The sequence below is a fragment of the Streptomyces sp. NPDC060194 genome, from assembly GCF_042728285.1.
In the GTDB taxonomy this organism is placed as follows: Bacteria; Actinomycetota; Actinomycetes; order Streptomycetales; family Streptomycetaceae; genus Streptomyces.
Map to the genome: position 1 here is coordinate 1 of NZ_JBHWZH010000014.1, position 18,637 is coordinate 18,637.

Genomic DNA, 18,637 nt, shown 5'->3' on the forward strand with positions numbered 1-18,637 from the left:
GGTGGGGCGCGGGCCCGGCGGTCGTGCGGACGGGGTCAGGGCAGCCAGTACCCCAGCGCGTTCACCCGGTTCCTGGGCACCTTCAGCTCCTTGCGGACGTACGCGCCCAAAGCGCGCGTCGTCACGGTGTCGCAGGCGATCCACACGTACGCGTCCGACGTGTCGCCGCCGAGCAGATCCGGCAGCGCGGCCTTCACCTCCGCGACCAGATGCGCCCCGGCGTCCCGGCGCTCCAGGTGGTGCAGCGTGTGCCGGGCCGGGTCGAGCCGGAACGGCAGCTCCTTGTCGGAGGCGTGCGCCGTCTCGAACCAGATCGTCGCGGCGGCGTCGGGGACCGCGTCGAGCACCGAGTTGATCGCGGGCAGCGAGGCCGCGTCACCGATCAGGAACAGCCGGGCCGGAGCCGGTTCGGGCAGGTCGAAGCCGGTGCCCTGCAGGGTCGCCTCGATCGTGGCGCCCGGCTCCACGGTGCGGGCCCAGTCGCTCGCGGTGCCGTCGTGGAGCGCGAACTCCAGGCTGAACGTCCCGGCCGCCGGGTCCGGGTCGACGAGCGTGTACGCGCGCTGGTGCGGCTTGCCCGCCTGCTCGAACCAGAGCCTGACCCACATCGTCGGGTGCGCGCCCTTGGTCGCGGCGAGCAGTCCGCCGTCGGTCAGGTGCACCCGGCGGAAGTCCTCGGTGACCTGCTCGGCCCCGGTGACGGTGAACGTGAAGTCCCGCCCCCGCATCAGCTTGAGGACGACGCCCTCCCAGCCATGACCCACGGCAAACTCCTCCCCTGGTAGTTCTCACCCGATGTGATTTTAGGTAAGGCTAACCTAAAGGTCTGTCACCCTACCCCTGCGGGCCCGGCCCACACGGCCGTGAATCCCCGTACAGGTGTACGGGCCGGGCTCGATTGCCAGCGCAGGTCCGGCTGCGGGACACTTGCCCGATGGCAATGTTTCGATCGGATGAGGTGAGGGGTTCGCGCAGCGGGCCTTGCCCCATGTGACTTCTCTTCCTCGCGCACGCACACCGCGGCGGGACGCCCCGGGCCACCCCGTCTGGGAGGGCGCCCCCTACCCCGTGCTGGTCGCGGCGCCCGACGGCGAGGTCCGCTCGGCCAACGCCGCCGCCGGCGACCTCTTCCCCCGGCTCGGCCCCGGCGTCCTCCTCGCCGACGCCGTACCGGCCTGGCTGAGCGACGGCCACGGCCCGCGGGCCCACGGGGCCGTCTCCGGCGCGGTCGGCGACCGGCACTTCACGGCGCGCCCCGCCCCGCTCGGCGGCGGAGACCTCGCCTGGTGGCTGACCGACGACACCGAGCACCGCAGGACCCGCGCGGCCCTGCGCGCCGAGCGGGAGCGCACCGCCTTCCTCGGCGAGGCCTCCAACGCCCTGCTGTCGTCGCTGAACGTGGACCGCTGCATGGACGTCACCGCGCGGCTCGCGGCCGAGCACCTCGGCGACGCCGCCTTCGTGATCGCCCCCCGGTCCGGCAACCGCCATCCCGTCGTCGCCTGCGTCCGCGGCGGTGAGCCGCGGCGCGGGGAGCACGTGGTCAACCCCGACGACATCCCCGGCCTCGCCGAGGCGCTGCAGGGCTTCCCCCCGGTGCCCTCCCGCTGGATCGACCCCGCCGCCGCCCCGGACTGGCTCGTCCCCGGCGACTTCGGCCCCGTCGGATCGATCGTGGTCACCCCCCTGCCCGGCCACGGGGTGCCGGCCGGTGCGCTCATCCTCCTGCGCCGCGACGGCGAGGCCGCCTTCAGCCAGGACGAGGAGGTCTTCGCGCGGCTCTTCGCCGCCCGGGCCGGCGCCGCCGTCTCGGCCGCCCGGCTCTACGCGGAGCAGTCCTCCCTCTCCCGCACCCTGATGCAGGACCTGCTGCCGCCGGAGCTGCACCAGATCGCGGGCGTCGAGTTCGCCGGCGGCTACCGCCCCTCCCGTGTCCACGAGCGGATCGGCGGGGACTTCTACGACGTCCACCCGGCCGCCGCCCCGGGCCGGGCGTCCCTCGCCGTGCTCGGGGACGTCTGCGGCAAGGGCCTGGAGGCCGCCGTCCTGACCGGGAAGATCCGTAACACCCTCCAGGCGCTGCTGCCGATGGCCGACGACCACCAGCGGATGATCGACCTGCTCAACGGGGCGCTCCTGACCTCCCACCACACCCGGTTCGCGACCCTCGTCATGGCCTCCGCGGTCCGCGAGGGCGGCTCCGTGCGGCTGCGGGTGACCAGTGCGGGCCATCCGGCCGCCCTGATCGTCCGCCGGGACGGCACCGTCGAGGAGGTCGACTCCCAGGGCACCCTCGTCGGCGTGCTCCCGCACGCGAAGTCGAAGACCGCCGCCGCGACGCTCGCGCCCGGCGAGTTCCTCGTGCTGCACACCGACGGGATCACCGAGGCGATGGGCGGCCCGCTCGGCGACGAGCTGTTCGGCGACGCCCGGCTGCGCGAGGCGCTCTCCGCCTGCGCCGGCATGCCCGCGCAGGCGGTCGTCGAACACGTGCAGATGCTGACCTCCGACTGGGTCGGCTCCGAACCGCACGACGACATGGCCGTCATGGTGGTGGCAGCGCCCCGCTCCCACCACCTCAGCGCCGTCGACGGACACACCCGAGGCAGGTTCACCGCATGACGGCTCCACCGGTCACCGACCCGACGCTCTGGAGGGACAGGCTTTGGGAAGCCGTCTCCGAGGGCGACGAGCGCACGGCCACCCACGTGGTCCTCGGCGCACTCGACGAGGACTGGGACCCCGAGAGCGTCCTGCTCGACCTGATCGCCCCCGTCCAGGGCCGGATCGGCCAGGAATGGGCCGCCAACCGGATGACGGTGGCCCAGGAGCACGCGGCGACCGCCATCAACGACCGGGCGATCGCCGCCCTCACCCTGCGGCACCCGCCCGAGGACACCCCGGAGCGCGGCAGGATCACCGTGGCCTGCGTCGACGGCGAGTGGCACGCCCTGCCCGCCCGGCTGGTGGCCGAGGTGCTCCGGCTGCGCGGCTGGCGGGTCGACTACCTCGGCGCGCAGGTCCCCACCGACCACCTGATCGCGCACGTCCACCAGACCGGGCCGGTCACCGTCGCGCTCTCCAGCTCGATCGCCACCCGGCTGCCGGTCGCCCACGCCGCGATCACCGCCGTCCAGGCCACCGGCACCCCCGTCCTGGTCGGCGGCGCCGCGTTCGGCCCCCGCGGCCGCTACGCGCGCCTGCTCGGCGCGGACGCCTGGGCCGCCGACGCCCGCACCGCCGCCGACCGGCTGGCCGGCGACCGGCTCGGCCGGCCCGCCTCCCCGCACCAGCCCATCGACGACCTGCCGCACCTCGCGGACCAGGAGTACACGATGGTCGCCCGCACCCGCCCCCAGCTGGTGCGGACCGTCATCCAGGGCCTGGAGGAACGGTTCCCGGCCATGGGCGGCTACAGCCCCGCCCAGCGCAGCCGCACCGCCGAGGACGTCGACCACATCGTCCACTTCCTCGCCACCGCCCTCTACACCGACGACGCGGAGCTGTTCACCGGATTCCTGACCTGGACGGCCGACGTCCTGACCGCCCGCGCCGTCCCCTCGCACTCGCTGACCCCGGCCCTCGACGTCCTGAGCGAGGAGCTCAAGGACTTCCCCCGCGCCACCCGCATCCTCGAACGGGCCGCCGCCGTCCTCGCCCCGGGACCCGGGAGCGCCCTCGACTCCAGGAACCACGCATGACGCCGCCCGCCGGGTACGAACCCGCCCCCCTGCGCCTGACCACCGCCGCCGGACCGCACGCCGGCAGCGTGCACGTCGCGGTCCACGGATTCCTGGACTACGACAGCTCCGAGCACTTCCTCGACCTCGCCACCTCCCACCTCGACGCCGCGCCCGGCCTGCGCACCCTGTACCTGAACTGCGCCGACCTCACCGGCATCGACTCCATGGGCCTGGCCATGCTGCTGATGCTGCACCGCCGGACGACCGCCGCGGGAGTCGCCCTGCACCTGGAGAACCGGCCGCCCCTCCTCGACCGGCTGCTCACCGTCACCGGCACCCTCGACCACCTGGTCCCGGCCACCGGCGGCGAGCAGGTCCGGCACGACACGCCTCCGCCGTCCGGCCACCCGTCCGGGGCCACCACGCGGCCGCCCGGGTATTCCCCGTAGACCACCGGGTAGGTGGCCGGTCAGGGCGCACAACGCGTCGTGATCGTGCGGGAAGAGGATGGACCCATGGCTGACGGCCTGCTGGAAGAGGACCTGTACCGCTTCGAGGAGCTGCTCGACGACGACGAGCGCAAGACGCTCCACCGCGTCCGCGACTTCCTGCGCGCGGAGGTCGCCCCGTACGCGGACGGCTGGTGGGGCCGGGCCTCCTTCCCGCACCACCTGATCCCCCGTTTCGGTGAGCTGGACATCGCGGGCCTCGCCTTCGAGGAGTGCGGTGACACCACCGCCAGCAGCCTGCTCACCGGGTTCATCGCCCTGGAGATGGCCCGCGTCGACGCCTCGCTCGCCACCTTCTACGGCGTCCACGCGGGCCTCGCCATGGGCAGCATCGCCCGCTGCGGCTCCGCCGAGCAGCGCCGGCGCTGGCTGCCGGAGATGGGCCGGATGGAGAAGATCGGCGCGTTCGCCCTCACCGAGCCGCAGGGCGGCTCCGACGTCGCCGCCGGGCTGCGGACCACCGCCCGGCGCGAGGGCGACACCTGGGTGCTCAACGGCGAGAAGAGGTGGATCGGGAACGCGACCTTCGCGGACCTGATCGTCGTCTGGGCGAAGGAGGAGGGCGGCGAGGGCCGGGTGCTCGGCTTCGTCGTCGAGCGCGGCACCCCGGGGTTCTCCGCCACGCTCATCGAGAACAAGATCGCCCTGCGGACCGTCGAGAACGCCGACATCGTGCTCACCGACTGCCGGGTCCCCGAGGCGAACCGGCTGCAGGAGGCCCACGGCTTCCGCGACACCGCCGACGTCCTGCGCCGCACCCGCAGCGGCGTCGCCTGGGAGGCCGTCGGGGTGATGCTCGCCGCCTACCGGATCGCGCTCGACTACACCAAGGAGCGGCAGCAGTTCGGCGGGCCCGTCGCCCGCTTCCAGCTCGTCCAGGACCTCCTCGTCCGCATGGCCAGCGACGCCACCGCCTGCCTCGGCATGGTCGTCCGGCTCGCCCAGCTGGAGGACGCCGGCACCTTCCGCGACGCGCACTCCGCGATGGCCAAGGCCCACTGCACCACCCGGATGCGGGAGGTCGTCGGCTGGGGCCGCGAACTCCTCGCGGGCAACGGCATCGTCCTCGACTACAGCATCGGCCGCTTCGTCGCCGACGCGGAGGCCCTGTACTCCTACGAGGGCACACGGGAGATCAACACGCTGATCACCGGGCGATCGGTGACGGGTCTCAGCGCGTTCGTGTAGGTCCGGCCCTCGGGCGCCGATCGCAGCGCCGCCCCGGTCGGGGGCGGCGCTGTTTCGCGTTCTGTCGCAACTGTTGACATGTTCGCCGCGAGTCGTGACATTGGACAGCGCTCTTCCATCGATGTAAATGCGGTCGCCTCCCCCCACCGGCACGATGATCGAACAGGAATGGGGCCATGAAACTCTCCCGATTGCTCTCCGGCGCCGCTGCCGCCGCGCTGTCCGGCATCCTGGTCGCCGTGCTGTCGCTCGTGTCCGCCCCGCCCGCCGCGGCGGGGCAGGGGCAGCGGGCCGCGGACCCGAGCGTGATCCGGGTCGGCACCACGTACGTCTCGGTCCAGTCCACCGGCGGGGGCCTCGCCGTCCGCCGGGCGTCGTCCCCCGACGGCCTGTCCGCCGCGCCCGCCCGCACGGTGTGGACCGACAGCCGCCGGCTCGGCGAGGTGTGGGCGCCGGAGATCGTCCGCGACGGCGGGCGGTACTACATCTACTTCGCCGCGGGCGTCGGCGCCGCGCACCGGATGTACGTCATCAACTCGGCCTCGGCGGACAGCGGTTACTCCGCCGAGCAGCGGATGGTGCTGCCCGACGACAAGTGGGCGATCGACGGGACGAGCTTCCGGTTCGACAACCAGCGCTGGTTCGTCTGGTCCGGCTGGGCGGGCGACACGAACGTGGAGCAGAACCTCTACATCGCCCGGATGAGCTCTCCGACCGCCACCACCGGCCCCCGGTACGTCATCTCCCAGCCGCGCGAGAGCTGGGAGCGGGTGGTCGGCAACCCCTTCATCAACGAGGGCCCCGAGCCGATCCGCGACCCCGACGGCCGGCTGCACATCGCCTACTCGGCCAACGGCAGCTGGAGCGACCAGTACTGCATCGCGGACCTCAGGCTGCGGGCCGGCGGCGACCCGACGTACGTGTGGGACTGGTACAAGTCCAACGGCTGCCTCTTCGGCTCCCACCGGTCCACGATGATGGCCGGTTGGGACCCGACGCTGTACGTGAACGGGCCGGGACACCACTCCTTCGTGCTGCTCGACGGTGACATCACCACCAGTCCGCCGGCCGGCCCGCGCTTCCCGCTCATGTACCACGCCGTGCCGAAGGGCACGCCGTACACGTGGGCCAACCGCCACTGGTACTCCGGCACCTTCACCTGGTGGGGGAACACCACGTACAGCAGGGCCGACGTGCCCGGGCCGAACACGGACACCGGGTTCAGTCTGAAGTACTTCGAGTGACGTGACGCCTCCGGCGGGGCCGCCCCGCCGGATCGCGCCCGCCCCCGCCGCCGCGCGGGGGCGCGCGCCCACCCGCTGATCCACCGCCCCCACCCGCCCCGCACGGACTCCCGCACGCCGCCAGAGCCGTGGACGGCGTGCTGCCCGGACTCCGCGCGCCGTCCTGCCCTGGAGGAGTTCGATGCGCCGCATCCTCACCGGCTTGCTGGCCATGCTGCTCATGGCCACCGGCCTGGTGTTCACCGGAGCCGGCACCGCAGCCGCCGCGATCCAGCCCAAGACACCGCCCCTGAGCACCCCGTGGACCAACCAGGTGTCCACGACCGACCCGCTGCCCGAGTACCCCAGACCCCAGATGACCAGAGCGGACTGGCAGTCCCTCAACGGCGAGTGGGAGTTCCTGAACCCGCCCGTCGACGGCGTCGGCAACGTCAACCGCAACGCCGCCCCGCCGATCGGCCAGACCCTGCCCGAGCGGATCCTCGTGCCGTACCCGGTGGAGTCGGCGCTGTCCGGGATCATGCGCAACGACAACCGCGACCTGATGTTCTACAAGCGGTCCTTCACCGTCCCGCAGAGCTGGAACGGCCGCCGGGTGCAGCTGCACTTCGGCGCGGTCGACTACGAGGCGACCGTCTTCGTGAACGGCACCGAGGTCACCCGGCACAAGGGCGGCTACGACCGGTTCGAGGTCGACATCACGCCCCAGCTGCGGTCCGGCGCGAACGAGTTGATCGTCCGCGTCTACGACCCGACCAACGGCCGCGGCGAGAAGCAGCCCACCGGCAAGCAGGTCGACAACCCCGGCGGCATCTTCTACACCCCCACCTCCGGCATCTGGCAGACGGTGTGGCTGGAGCCCACCTCCGCCTCGTCGATCTACTCCGTCGACATCCGCGCCGATCTCTCCGACAACACCGCCCGGGTCCGCGTCTTCACCCGCGGCAGCGTCACCGGCCACACCGTCCTCGCCGAGGCCCTCAACGGCTCCACGGTGGTGGGCAGCACGGTCGGCGGCTTCACCGAGTTCTCCGTCCCCGTCCCGAACGCCCGCCGATGGTCGCCCGACGACCCGTTCCTCTACAACCTGCGGGTCACCCTCCGCAACGCGTCCGGCACCCCGGTCGACACCGTCACCAGCTACTTCGGCATGCGGGAGGTCGGCAAGAAGCTCGTCAACGGCGTCCTGCGGCCCACCCTGAACGGTGAGTTCGTCTTCCAGGTCGGCACGCTCGACCAGGGCTTCTGGCCCGACGGCCTCTACACCGCGCCCACCGACGCGGCCCTCGCCTTCGACCTGCAGAAGCACAAGGACCTCGGCTTCAACATGGTCCGCAAGCACATCAAGGTCGAACCCGCCCGCTGGTACTACCACGCCGACCGGCTCGGACTCCTCGTCTGGCAGGACATCCCCTCCACCCCGACCGGGGACCAGACCCGAACGGCGGCGCAGCAGGCGCAGTTCGAGACCGAGGCGCGCGAGATCGTCGACGAGCACCGCTTCTCGCCCGCGGTCATCGCCTACGTGCCCTTCAACGAGGGCTGGGGCGAGTGGGACATCAACGCCACCCGGCGGATCTCCGAGGACATCAAGAACCAGGACCCGTCCCGCCTGATGAACGCGCACTCCGGCTACAACTGCTGCGACTCCCGGGGCGACCCGGGCACGGGTGACACCCTCGACTGGCATGCATACACCGGTCCGGACGCCCCCCGCCCCTCGGCCACCCGCTTCTCCACCCTGGGCGAGTTCGGCGGCGTCGGCCTGCGCACGCCCGGCCACGAGTACAGCCCCAACGGGCAGTTCTTCGCCTACGAGCAGGTCTCCAGCGCGGCCCAGCTCAACGACCGCTACACCGGCATGGTCCGCGACGTCCAGCAGCTCATGACGACCAAGGGCCTGTCCGCGTCCATCTACACCGAGATCACCGACCTGGAGGGGGAGTACAACGGCCTGTTCACCTACGACCGGCGCGTCCAGAAGGTCGACACCGCGCAGGTCCGCAACGCCCACCTCGCGCTGATCGCGGCCTCGCGCAACCAGAACGCGTCCCCGAACCTCACCCTCGGGCACGTCCGCTCGTTCAAGGTGACCACGGCCGGCTTCACCGACCGCTACCTCCGGCACGCCGACTACGTGGCCCGCACCGACGTGATCAGCGCGGCCTCCTCCGACAGCGCCCGCCAGGACGCCTCCTTCCGCACCGTGCCCGGCCTCGCCGACCCGCGCTGCTACTCGTTCGAGTCGGTCAACTTCCCCGGCCGCTACCTGCGGCACGCCGGCAGCCGGGCCCGGGTCGAGGCGGGCGCCGGGGGCTCGTTCAACGCCGACGCCACCTGGTGCAGCAGGCCGGGACTCTCCGGCGGCGGCACGTCCTACGAGTCGCTGAACTTCCCCGGCAGCTACCTCCGGCACTACGCCGAGAACGTCTACCTCGCCCGCAGCGGCGGCCCCAACGCCTGGGACACCGCCACCAACTTCAACGCCGACGCCACCTGGAACACCGCCGACCCCGCCCTGTGGCGCAGCTCCGCGGCGCTGCCCGTCGACACCCGGCGCTCGTTCCAGGTGACCACGTTCAACCTGACCAACCGCTACCTGCGGCACGCCGACAGCCTCGCCTATACCGAGGTCGTCACCTCCGGCAGCCCCGCCGGTCTCAAGGCGGACGCCACCTACACCGTCCGGCGCGGGCTCGCCGACTCCTCCTGCTACTCCTTCGAGTCGGTGAACTTCCCCGGCCAGTTCCTGCGGCACGCCGCGAGCCGGGTCCGCAACGCGCCGAGCGAGAACACGGCGCTCTTCCGGTCCGACGCGACCTGGTGCGCGCGGCCCGGAGTCGGCGGCACCGGGGTCACCCTGGAGTCGATCAACATCCCCGGCTCCTACCTCCGCCACTTCGATTCGCAGGTGTACATCGCCTCCGGCAGCGGTGACGGCGGCTACAACCGTCCGCAGACCCTGACCGCGGACAGCAGCTGGAACATCGTCGCCCCCTGGGCGCCGTGACCGCTGCGTGAGCCCGACGGGTGCCCGGCCGGTGCGTGGAGCGCCGGGCGGGCACCCGCTCCGCCTAAGCTCTCCGGTATGCGCACGGTGGAACTGCTCCTCGACGAGCACACGGAGCAGCGGGTCGTCGACGCCTGGCACCGGCTGGCCGCCGCCGGCCTGCCGAGCCAGAGCAACCACTCCCACCCCACCAACCGACCGCATCTCACCTTCGCGAGCGCCGACGCCTGGACCCCGTCGGCGTTCGCCGCCGTGCGCGCCGAGCTGCACGGCCTCGACCTCCCGGCCGCCTTCGACGGCCTGCTGCGGTTCGCCGGCCGGTACGACGTCCTCGCCCTGCGCGTCCGGCCGGACGCGCGCCTGCTGCGGCTGCACCGGACCGTGCACGGCATCCTGCGCGACGCCGGGGTGGAGGCGGGCAACCCCCATCTACAGCCCGGTAGTTGGCAGCCGCACATCACGCTCGGGCGGGCCCGGGGCGCGACCTGGGACCTGCCCGACGACCTCCTGCTGCCGCCCGCGCTCCGCGGCCCCGCGGCCCCCGCGGGCCGGTTCGCCGCGGCCCGGACCTACGACTCGGCCTCGCGGACGACCGCGGGCCTGTAGCCCCGTCGGAGCCGCCCCCGAGGGCCCTATTGACGCGCCCATGCCACGGGGGCATCTTCGTGCTGTCGCACGTCCACCACCCCCCGAAGGACTCCCCATGCGCTCAGCCTTACGCGGCAGACGCACCACCCTGCTGGCCGCCGCGCTCGCCCTCGCCGTCGCCGCGCCCCTGACCGCCGGCGCCACGGCCAACGCCGGAGGACCGAAGCCCGTCCCGGCCAAGGTCCTGGCCGACGAGGCCGTCCGGCAGTACGAGATCCACGGGCCCTCCACCCCCGAGGCCCGGACCGCCATCGCCCGCACGGGCGTCTCCATCGACGAGGCCGACGGGCACGCCGTCGTCGTCACCGCCGACAAGGCGCAGGCGGCGAAGCTCCGCGCCGCCGGCCACACGCTGGAGCTGCTGCCGCCCCCGCCGGCGCGGAAGACGGCCGCGGACGGCGCGCAGACCTTCGACTTCCCCTCCGCCGACGCGCGCTACCACAACTACGCGGAGATGAGCGCGGAGATCGACCAGCGCATCGCCGCCAGCCAGGGCCGGATGGTCAAGCGGGTCATCGGCAAGAGCTACCAGGGCCGGGACATCGTCGCGATCAAGATCAGCGACAACGCCGCCACCGACGAGAACGAGCCCGAGGTCCTCTTCACCCACCACCAGCACGCGCGCGAGCACCTCACCGTCGAGATGGCGCTCTACCTGCTGCGCGAGTTCAACGAGGACTACGCCACCGACGCCCGGATCCGCAACATGATCGACGGGCGCGAGATCTGGATCATCCCGGACCTCAACCCCGACGGCGGCGAGTACGACGTCGCCACCGGCTCGTACCGCAACTGGCGCAAGAACCGGCAGCCCAACTCCGGCTCCAGCTACGTCGGCACCGACATGAACCGGAACTGGAACTACAACTGGGGCTGCTGCGGCGGCTCCTCGGGCTCGACGTCCTCCGACACCTACCGCGGCCCGCGCGCCGAGTCCGCGCCCGAGGTGAAGGTCGTCGCGGACTTCGTCCGCAGCCGGGTGGTCGGCGGCAAGCAGCAGATCAAGGCCGCGATCGACTTCCACACCTACAGCGAGCTGGTCCTGTGGCCCTACGGCTACACCTACAACGACACCGGCCCGGGCCTGACCGCCGACGACCGCAACGTCTTCGCCACCGTCGGCGGGAAGATGGCCGCGTCCAACGGCTACACCGGCCAGCAGTCCAGCGACCTGTACATCACCGACGGGTCCATCCCCGACTGGCTGTGGGGCAACCAGAAGGTCTTCGCCTACACCTTCGAGATGTACCCGCGCAGCGCGTCCGGGGGCGGGTTCTACCCGCCGGACGAGGTGATCGAGCGGGAGACGAGCCGCAACCGGGACGCGGTGCTGCAGCTCCTGGAGAACGCGGACTGCATGTACCGGTCGATCGGGAAGCAGGCGCAGTACTGCTGAGGGATCGCAGCCGGTGAACGCGTGCCCCGGGCCCGGCGGGCCCGGGGCGCACGTGCTCTCCGTCAGCAGACGGCGTCCTTGCCGCCGGCGCCGTAGGACTCCACCTCGACCCAGTAGTCGGTGCCGGGGCCGGCACCGAGGCCCGTGGGCTCCCCGAGGCTCTCCGCCTCGAAGTGCGGAGCCGCGACGACGAGCACCCGCAGGCTCATGCCGTCCTTGCCGAAGCACTGCTCCTCGGGGAACCACCGCCATCCGTCCCGCTCCGCCTCCGCCCGGTAGTGCTCCTGCACCTCGTCACGCGTCCCCGGGAAGGTGTACGTCCGCTTGGCGTACGCCACCACGTCGCCGCTGTCCGCCCAGCAGTCGGCGTCGACCTTCTCGAATCCGTCGGCGGCCTCGGCTCCCAAGGGCTCGGCTTCGAAAATGTCGAGCCCGGTCAACTCCGCCACCCGCTCCTCCGTCCCGTCGCAGTCCTCGGCGAGATCGAGCAGCGCGCAGCCGGTGAGCGACACGGCCGCGAGCGCGGTCGTCAGGAGCAGGGACATCGGACGGACCAGACCAGCAAGCCGGGTCAAATCGGGCTCCACGGGGTCGAGTTGGCGATCGTGATCAGTCGGATCCTACGCACGGTCCCGCTCACCGCATGTGCATGTGGAACCCGGCCGGGGGCAGGTCCAGTAGCTGCACCAGCGTCGGCCAAGCGCCCTCGTCCCCCTCCACCGTCCGCGCGGAGGCCAGGACGTCCGCGTCCGTCTCGACGAGGGCCTGGCGGTCGTCCGCGGGGCCCGTTTCGACGACGAGCACCCGGTGGCGTACGCGCACGGTCAGCTCGTCGCCGGAGTCCGTGAACCGCACGCCCACCACCAGCGTCCTCCCCGCCGCCTTCTCCGCGTCGAGTCGGTAGCGCCAGCCCGCGACGACCTCGGGGCCGGTCCGCGGCGCCGCGATGAGGGGGCCGACGAAGTCGAGGATCAGCTGCGGGTCGAAGACCTGCTCCAGTTCGAGCGCGCCCGTCAGGTACCACGACCGGGCGATCGGGTTGACCTGCTGGTACCCGATCGCCCGCAGCGCCGCCGCCTTCACCAGCCGGGCGTCCTGGCTCGACGGGTCCGCCCGCAGCGCCACCTGCGCCAGCTCCGCCGCCAACTGGTGCCGTCCCGCCCGGTGGTCGTCCTTCGCCGCGGCGAGCACCGCCTCGACCCCGCCCATCAGCTCCGCGAACCGCCGTGCCTGGACGGCCGGTTCGGAGGGAAACATGTCCGTCGCGTCGCCCGAGAACCAGCTGACCCACCCGGTGAAGAACTCCGGCACGGTCGTGAACGGCACCCCGTACGTCGGCACGGTGAACGGCGGGTCGAGGACCTCCTCCGGCAGCTCCTTGAGCGCGTGCTGCAACTCGACCGGCGTGTACCCCTTGTTGATGAGCCGGATCGACTGGTCCCACAGGTACTGCGTGGCGTCCCGGTACTTGGTGACCGCCGCCGCGATCCGGTCCTTGCCCCGCAGCGGTTCGATGTGCGAACCGACCAGCCACTCCGGGCGGATCGCCAGCACCCGGTCCAGGGCGCCGACGTAGTGGTCGGGGATCCGCGGCCGGGACCCGCGGATGGTGTGCATGTTCGGGAGGCCGGTGAAGAACTCGTCCGCGATCAGCACCACGTCGAACTGCGGCAGGTGGATGCCGAACTCGCTGATCGCCTCCCCGCCCGTGTGGAAGGCGCGCAGCTCGACGCCCTCGATCGTCAGCACCTCGTCGCCGCGCAGCAGCCGGGTCGGCGGGACGAAGCCGGGGGTGCCGCCCGGGGGCAGCAGCCCGATGCCGTGGTGGTGCCGGTCCTCCGGGGGCAGCAGCGCCCCGCCGAAGTACGCGATCCCCATCGCCTGCCGGTCCGCGATCTCGCCGTACTCCCCGGCGCGCTCCCGCTCGAAGTTCTCCCACGCGTAGATCGTGACGCGCCCCGCCCTGACGTCGTCGGGGTCGACCAGGGCGGTGGTGCCGTTGTAGTGGTCGGCGTGGTGGTGCGAGTAGAACACCGCGCGGATCGGTTTGCCGGATACCTTGCGGATCTCCGCCGCGATGATCTCGCCCGCCTCCACACTGACGCCGGTGTCGTACACGATCAGGCCGTCGTCGCCCTCGATCACGATGCTGTTGCCGAGGTACCCGCCGGGGCAGTGCACGGTCCACACCGGCAGGTCTCCGCAGCGGTAGGTGCCCTGCCGCTCGACGGTCAGCTCGCGGTGCTCCAGGAAGTAGTCGGGCCAGGTGCGCTCGACGTCGTACGGGTTGGCCACGGGGGTGCGCGTCCTCTCTCGGTGCGGGTCTCGTCGTCGCCCGGCGGGTCAGCCCACGCCGTCCGCCGTCTGTACGGGGTCGGCGGCGGCGGTGTGCCGGGCGCGGGTGGTGAGGAACCAGCCGAAGCCCGCCGTGGCCGGGATCATGACCACGGCGTAGACGGCCGCGGGGACCGCGAGCCGGGTGCTGTCCATGGTGGCGATCGCGAGGGTCATCGCGAGGGTCGCGTTGTGCGCGCCGATCTCGAACGCGGCGGCCACCGCCTGCCGGTGCCGTACGCCGAACGCGCGCGGCACCCAGAAGCCGACCGCCAGGCTCACCAGGCAGAACAGCAGCGCGGCCAGTCCGACCTGGGCCGCGTACCCCCCGATCGCCGACCGCTCGCTGAAGACCGCGGCGACCACCACCAGGGCGAGCACGGCCGTGGAGACGAGCCGCACCGGCCGGTCGAGCCGGTCCGCGAGTCCCGGCCGCGCCCGCCGCACGAGCATGCCGATCGCGACCGGCACCAGCACGATGGAGAACACCTCGAGGACCTTGCCGAACTGCAGGGTGACGCCGTCCTCGCCCAGGTCGGGGTCGAAGTACCAGAGGCTGAAGTTGACCACCAGCGGCAGCGTCACCACCGCGAGCACCGAGTTGACCGCCGTCAGCGTCACGTTGAGGGCCACGTCCCCGCGGAAGAGGTGGCTGAAGACATTGGCGAGGATGCCGCCCGGCGAGGCGGCGAGCAGCATCATGCCCGTCGCGAGCACCGGGGAGAGGCCCAGCGCGAGCACGATCCCGAAGCACACGGCCGGCAGGACGAGCACCTGCAGCACCAACGCGACCGTCACCGCTTTCGGGTGCTCGGCGATCCGCCGGAAGTCGAGCGACGTCAGCGACAGGCCGAGCCCGGCCATGATGACGGCCAGCGTCACCGGCAGCAGGACCTGGGTGAAGACGGAGTCCATGGGCGATCTCCAGCGGGCAGAGGTGGGGGCGACGGCGCCCCGGCGGGTTGATCACTCGCACCGTAGGCTCAACACCCGCCCGGCGGAATGGCCCCGGGCACACGAATCCCCGCACCAGGGTCCGCGGACACGGTGCTCAGGACCTCCCACGAGACGCGGGCCGCGACCCCGAACACCGCCCTCCGGCCTTCGCGCCGTCCCCCTGGCAGGCCGCCCCGGGGCGGCCTGAGCCCGGCGCTGACCGCCCCCCGCCCGCCCCGCCGTACTCGAACCCCTGTGCCGAATGGCAGGTCAGGTGCATCGCGTCTAGCGTCCGGAGCATGACTGCACACCACGCCCCCGGAAGGCGTGCCCCGCGATGACCGAAGCGACATCCTCGCGCGCCGGCACCCCGCCCCCGCGCGGCGGCGGCAACAACAACATGGCGCTGCTCGTCATCGCCTCCTGCCAGCTCATGGTGGTGCTCGACATCACCATCGTGAACATCGCCCTGCCGCAGATCCAGTCGGAACTCGGCTTCTCGACCGAGTCGCTGTCGTGGGTCATCAACGCCTACACCCTGACCTTCGGCGGACTGCTGCTGCTCGGCGGACGGCTCGGCGACATCCTCGGCCGGCGGCGCGTGTTCGTCTTCGGCGTGCTGCTCTTCGTCTTCGCCAGCCTTCTCGGCGGGCTCTCGCAGGACTCCTGGCAACTGCTGGCCGCTCGCGCCCTGCAGGGTGTCGGCGGGGCGATCGCCTCGCCCACCGCGCTGTCCCTCATCACCACGATCTTCCCGGAGGGGCCGGAGCGGAACCGGGCCTTCGGCGTCTTCGCCGCGGTCTCCGCCGGCGGCAGTGCCATCGGCCTGCTCGCCGGCGGCGTCCTGGTCGAGTGGCTCGACTGGCGGTGGGTGCTCTTCGTCAACGTGCCCATCGGCCTGCTGATCGTCCTCGCCACACCGCGCTACATCCGCGAGTCCGAACGCCGGCCCGGCCACTTCGACCTCACCGGCGCGCTCACGGCGACCGCCGGCATGGGGCTGCTCGTCTACGGGTTCATCCGGGCGTCGGAGGACGGCTGGAGCGACGGGCTCACCATCGGCTCCTTCGTCGCGGCCGTCGTGTTCCTCGGGCTGTTCGTCGTGGTGGAGAGCCGCTCCCGGCAGCCCATCACCCCGCTGTGGATGTTCCGCGACCGCAACCGGGCCGGCGTCTACGGCATGATGCTCACCCTGTCCGCCGCGATCTTCGGGATGTTCTTCTTCCTGACCCTGTTCGTGCAGAACGTGCTCGGCTTCAGCCCGCTGGTCGCCGGGCTCGCCTTCCTGCCGGTCAGCGCGATCATCGCGGTCGGCGCGGGCCTCGCCTCCCAGCTGCTCCCGCGCTACGGCCCGAAGCCCTTCATGATCACGGGCGCGGTCCTCGCGGCGGCCGGTCTCGGCTGGCTGACGCTCACCGACGCCGACAGCACCTACGCGGGCAGCATCCTCGGCCCGATCCTGGTCTTCGGCCTCGGCATGGGGATGCAGTTCGTCTCGCTCACCCTGATGGCGGTCTCCGGGGTGGAGGCGGAGGACACCGGTGCGGCCTCCGGCATCCTCAACACCATGCAGCAGGTCGGCGGCTCGCTCGGCCTGTCCATCCTGGTCACCGTCTTCGGCGCCGCCAGCCGCCACGAGGCCGACGACCAGATCCCCCGCTTCCTCGCCGAGGCGACGCCTGCCCAGCAGCTCCAGTTCAAGCGGACCGGCGAGCTGCCCCCGCCCTGGGGCGACCAGGTGCTGTCGTCCGGCGTCTCCTCCGCGTTCGTCGCCGCGGCCCTCTTCGCCGTGGTCGCCGCGCTGATCGCCGTGTTCGTCATCCAGGTCCGCGCCTCCGACCTCGAACGACTCAAGGGCGGCGCACAGCTCCCGCCGCCGGGCTGACCCGCGGCCGCCGGCGCGGGAGGGTCCGGAACCCCGACGGGCATCCGGACCCGGCCGCCGCCCGGCTCCCGAGCTTCCGCGCTCCCGTGCTTCCCTCCCGGGTCTGTCCTCATCGGCCGCCCCTCGCTAAGGTGTTCGCACTGTCGACCATGTGTTGGCATGTCGAACAAGGGGGGTCGGTCATGGGGCGTCACGTGCCCGCCGTGACCCGGGCGCTGGACATCCTGGAGCTGTGCCTGGACGGGGACGGGGTCCTGACGGCGCCGGAGGTCGTGCGGGGACTCGGGTTGCCGCGCACGACGGTGCACGAACTCCTCACCACACTCGTCGCGCGCTCCTATCTCGTGACCGTGCCGGGTCGGCCCGGGCACTACCGGCTCGGGGTCCGCGCCTTCCAGCTCGGGAGCCGGTACGCGGAGCAGCTCGACCTCGCCCAGGAGGGGCAGGAGGTCGCCCGCCGCGTCGCCGAGACCTGCGGCGAGACGGTCCATGTCGCCGTCCTGGACGGCCTGGACGTCATCTACGTGGCCAAGGCGGACTCCACGCACGCGGTCCGCATGGTCTCCGCCGCCGGGCGCAGACTCCCCGCCCACTGCACCGCCGTGGGCAAGGCCCTGCTGGCCTCCCTCGCCCCGGCCGAACTCGACGCGCTCCTCGCCTCGGCCGGCCCGCTGCCCGCGATGACCGCCGGGAGCATCACCGACCCCGCCGCGCTGCGGGCCGCGCTCGGGGAGATCGCGGCGTCGGGGGTGGCGAGCGAGGAGCGCGAGTCGAACCCGGACGTCGGCTGCCTGGCCGCCCCGGTGAAGGACGGGCGGGGGCGCGTGGTCGCCGCGCTGTCGATCTCCGTGCCGATGATCCGGCTGAGCGACGAGCGCCGGACCGAACTCCGGGCGCTCGCGGTGCAGGGCGCGACGGACCTCTCCGCGCGCCTCGGTTTCCGGGGGGCGCAGTGAACGTCGAGGTCGCCGTGCGGGCGCAGGCCGCACTGGGGGAGGGGGCCACCTGGGACGCCGCCGCGGCGCGGCTGGTCTGGGTGGACATCCTCGGCGCGCGCGTCCACACCTTCACCCCGGCCACCGGCGGGCGCACGGTGACGGCGACCGGCCAGCACGTCGGCGCGGCCAAGCCCCGCACCGCCGGCGGCCTCGTCGTCAACCTGCGCGACGGCGTGGGGCTGTACGACGCCCGCGGGGCGTTCAGCTGGCTGCACCGCGAGCCGGTGCCCGGCCGCCGGGCCAACGACGCCGCCGTCGCCCCCGACGGCGCCCTGTGGGCGGGCACGATGCGCTACGACGAGGCCCCCGGTGGCGGCAGCCTGGCCCGGTACGGCCCCGACGGGGCGGTCACCCCCGTCCCCTGGAGCATGTCGGTCAGCAACGGCATCGGCTGGAGCTCCGACGGCCGACGCATGTACGTGGTGGACTCGCCCACCCGGCGCATCGACGTCTGCGACGTGCACAGCGGCGAGCCGCTCCCCACCGGCCGCCGCCCCTTCGCCGTCGTCGAGGAGGGCGCCGGATGGCCCGACGGTCTGACCGTGGACGCGGAGGACGGCGTCTGGGTCGCGCTGTGGGACGGCGGCGCCCTCCGCCGCTACACCCCGGACGGCGTCCTGGACCGGATCGTCCCGCTTCCCGTGCCGCGCCCGACGGCGTGCGCCTTCGGCGGCGCCGACCTGACCGACCTGTACGTCACCACGGCGCACCGGGGGGCGACCCCCGGTGCGCCGCTGTCGGGCTCGCTGCTGGTCCTGCCCGGAGCCGGCCGCGGTGTGGTGCAGCCGGCCTTCGCGGGCTGAACC

General features: G+C 72.7%; 13 protein-coding genes and 3 pseudogenes. 12 read left to right on the forward strand and 4 right to left on the reverse strand.

The annotated features are described in order from the left end of the window. Positions 1-35: 35 nt before the first annotated feature. The gene (locus ACFWEG_RS04965) at positions 36-764 is read right to left on the reverse strand and encodes a siderophore-interacting protein (protein WP_387209282.1); all 729 of its coding nucleotides are present in this window, start codon (positions 762-764) and stop codon (positions 36-38) included. A gap of 304 nt (positions 765-1,068) precedes the next feature. Between ACFWEG_RS04965 and ACFWEG_RS04970 the strand changes: the two genes are divergently transcribed. The 9 genes and pseudogenes from ACFWEG_RS04970 to ACFWEG_RS05010 all read left to right on the forward strand — a co-directional run bounded on the left by ACFWEG_RS04970 (position 1,069) and on the right by ACFWEG_RS05010 (position 11,678). Further along, a complete protein-coding gene (locus ACFWEG_RS04970; protein WP_387209382.1) occupies positions 1,069-2,622 on the forward strand; it encodes a PP2C family protein-serine/threonine phosphatase in 1,554 nt (517 codons plus the stop codon). Next, a complete protein-coding gene (locus tag ACFWEG_RS04975) occupies positions 2,619-3,701 on the forward strand; it encodes a B12-binding domain-containing protein (RefSeq protein WP_387209284.1) in 1,083 nt (360 codons plus the stop codon). The genes ACFWEG_RS04970 and ACFWEG_RS04975 overlap by 4 nt, the downstream gene beginning before the upstream one ends. After that, entirely contained in the window at positions 3,698-4,132 is a 435-nt protein-coding gene (locus ACFWEG_RS04980; RefSeq protein ID WP_387209286.1) for an STAS domain-containing protein, read from the forward strand. Before ACFWEG_RS04975 ends, ACFWEG_RS04980 begins: the two co-directional genes overlap by 4 nt. A gap of 66 nt (positions 4,133-4,198) precedes the next feature. After that, a complete protein-coding gene (locus ACFWEG_RS04985; protein ID WP_387209289.1) occupies positions 4,199-5,380 on the forward strand; it encodes an acyl-CoA dehydrogenase family protein in 1,182 nt (393 codons plus the stop codon). Between the two features lie 176 nt (positions 5,381-5,556). Further along, a complete protein-coding gene (locus ACFWEG_RS04990; protein WP_387209291.1) occupies positions 5,557-6,624 on the forward strand; it encodes a glycoside hydrolase family 43 protein in 1,068 nt (355 codons plus the stop codon). Between the two features lie 181 nt (positions 6,625-6,805). Further along, a pseudogene (locus ACFWEG_RS04995) lies at positions 6,806-9,139 on the forward strand (AbfB domain-containing protein); the annotation flags it as partial. A 63-nt stretch (positions 9,140-9,202) separates the two neighbouring features. Next, a pseudogene (locus ACFWEG_RS05000) lies at positions 9,203-9,634 on the forward strand (AbfB domain-containing protein); the annotation flags it as partial. Between the two features lie 78 nt (positions 9,635-9,712). After that, positions 9,713-10,240 (forward strand): 2'-5' RNA ligase family protein, encoded by a 528-nt coding sequence (locus ACFWEG_RS05005; RefSeq protein ID WP_387209293.1) that lies wholly within the window; start codon positions 9,713-9,715, stop codon positions 10,238-10,240. 97 nt (positions 10,241-10,337) lie between these two features. Beyond that, entirely contained in the window at positions 10,338-11,678 is a 1,341-nt protein-coding gene (locus ACFWEG_RS05010) for a M14 family metallopeptidase (protein ID WP_387209295.1), read from the forward strand. Between the two features lie 62 nt (positions 11,679-11,740). Here the strand turns inward: ACFWEG_RS05010 and ACFWEG_RS05015 are convergent, their stop codons facing one another. From ACFWEG_RS05015 to ACFWEG_RS05025, 3 genes and pseudogenes are all read right to left on the reverse strand, one after another. Next, positions 11,741-12,223 (reverse strand): hypothetical protein, encoded by a 483-nt coding sequence (locus tag ACFWEG_RS05015; protein WP_387209297.1) that lies wholly within the window; start codon positions 12,221-12,223, stop codon positions 11,741-11,743. 91 nt (positions 12,224-12,314) lie between these two features. Next, positions 12,315-13,973 (reverse strand): alkyl sulfatase dimerization domain-containing protein, encoded by a 1,659-nt coding sequence (locus ACFWEG_RS05020; RefSeq protein ID WP_387209299.1) that lies wholly within the window; start codon positions 13,971-13,973, stop codon positions 12,315-12,317. Positions 13,974-14,021: 48 nt separating this feature from the next. Next, positions 14,022-14,948 (reverse strand): annotated as a pseudogene (locus ACFWEG_RS05025) (bile acid:sodium symporter family protein); the annotation flags it as partial. A gap of 337 nt (positions 14,949-15,285) precedes the next feature. Here ACFWEG_RS05025 and ACFWEG_RS05030 point away from each other — a divergent pair. The 3 genes from ACFWEG_RS05030 (at position 15,286) to ACFWEG_RS05040 (ending at position 18,634) form a co-directional block, all read left to right on the forward strand. Then, positions 15,286-16,833 carry an MFS transporter gene (locus ACFWEG_RS05030; RefSeq protein ID WP_387209301.1) on the forward strand — a complete coding sequence of 516 codons (1,548 nt, stop codon included), beginning with the start codon at positions 15,286-15,288 and terminating at the stop codon, positions 16,831-16,833. Positions 16,834-17,015: 182 nt separating this feature from the next. Next, positions 17,016-17,789, forward strand: a complete 774-nt coding sequence (locus ACFWEG_RS05035) for an IclR family transcriptional regulator (protein WP_387209303.1) — start codon at positions 17,016-17,018, stop codon at positions 17,787-17,789. Continuing rightward, positions 17,786-18,634, forward strand: coding sequence for an SMP-30/gluconolactonase/LRE family protein (locus ACFWEG_RS05040; protein ID WP_387209306.1), 849 nt, complete (start codon positions 17,786-17,788; stop codon positions 18,632-18,634). The genes ACFWEG_RS05035 and ACFWEG_RS05040 overlap by 4 nt, the downstream gene beginning before the upstream one ends. Positions 18,635-18,637 lie beyond the last annotated feature (3 nt).

Coding starts and splice junctions, on each gene's coding strand:
- ACFWEG_RS04980 (WP_387209286.1), top strand. CDS start 3,698: ATGACGCCGCCCGCCGGGTACGAACCCGCCCCCCTGCGCCTGACCACC.
- ACFWEG_RS05010 (WP_387209295.1), top strand. CDS start 10,338: ATGCGCTCAGCCTTACGCGGCAGACGCACCACCCTGCTGGCCGCCGCG.
- ACFWEG_RS05005 (WP_387209293.1), top strand. CDS start 9,713: ATGCGCACGGTGGAACTGCTCCTCGACGAGCACACGGAGCAGCGGGTC.
- ACFWEG_RS04990 (WP_387209291.1), top strand. CDS start 5,557: ATGAAACTCTCCCGATTGCTCTCCGGCGCCGCTGCCGCCGCGCTGTCC.
- ACFWEG_RS04985 (WP_387209289.1), top strand. CDS start 4,199: ATGGCTGACGGCCTGCTGGAAGAGGACCTGTACCGCTTCGAGGAGCTG.
- ACFWEG_RS05035 (WP_387209303.1), top strand. CDS start 17,016: ATGGGGCGTCACGTGCCCGCCGTGACCCGGGCGCTGGACATCCTGGAG.
- ACFWEG_RS04975 (WP_387209284.1), top strand. CDS start 2,619: ATGACGGCTCCACCGGTCACCGACCCGACGCTCTGGAGGGACAGGCTT.
- ACFWEG_RS05030 (WP_387209301.1), top strand. CDS start 15,286: ATGACCGAAGCGACATCCTCGCGCGCCGGCACCCCGCCCCCGCGCGGC.
- ACFWEG_RS05015 (WP_387209297.1), bottom strand. CDS start 12,223: ATGTCCCTGCTCCTGACGACCGCGCTCGCGGCCGTGTCGCTCACCGGC.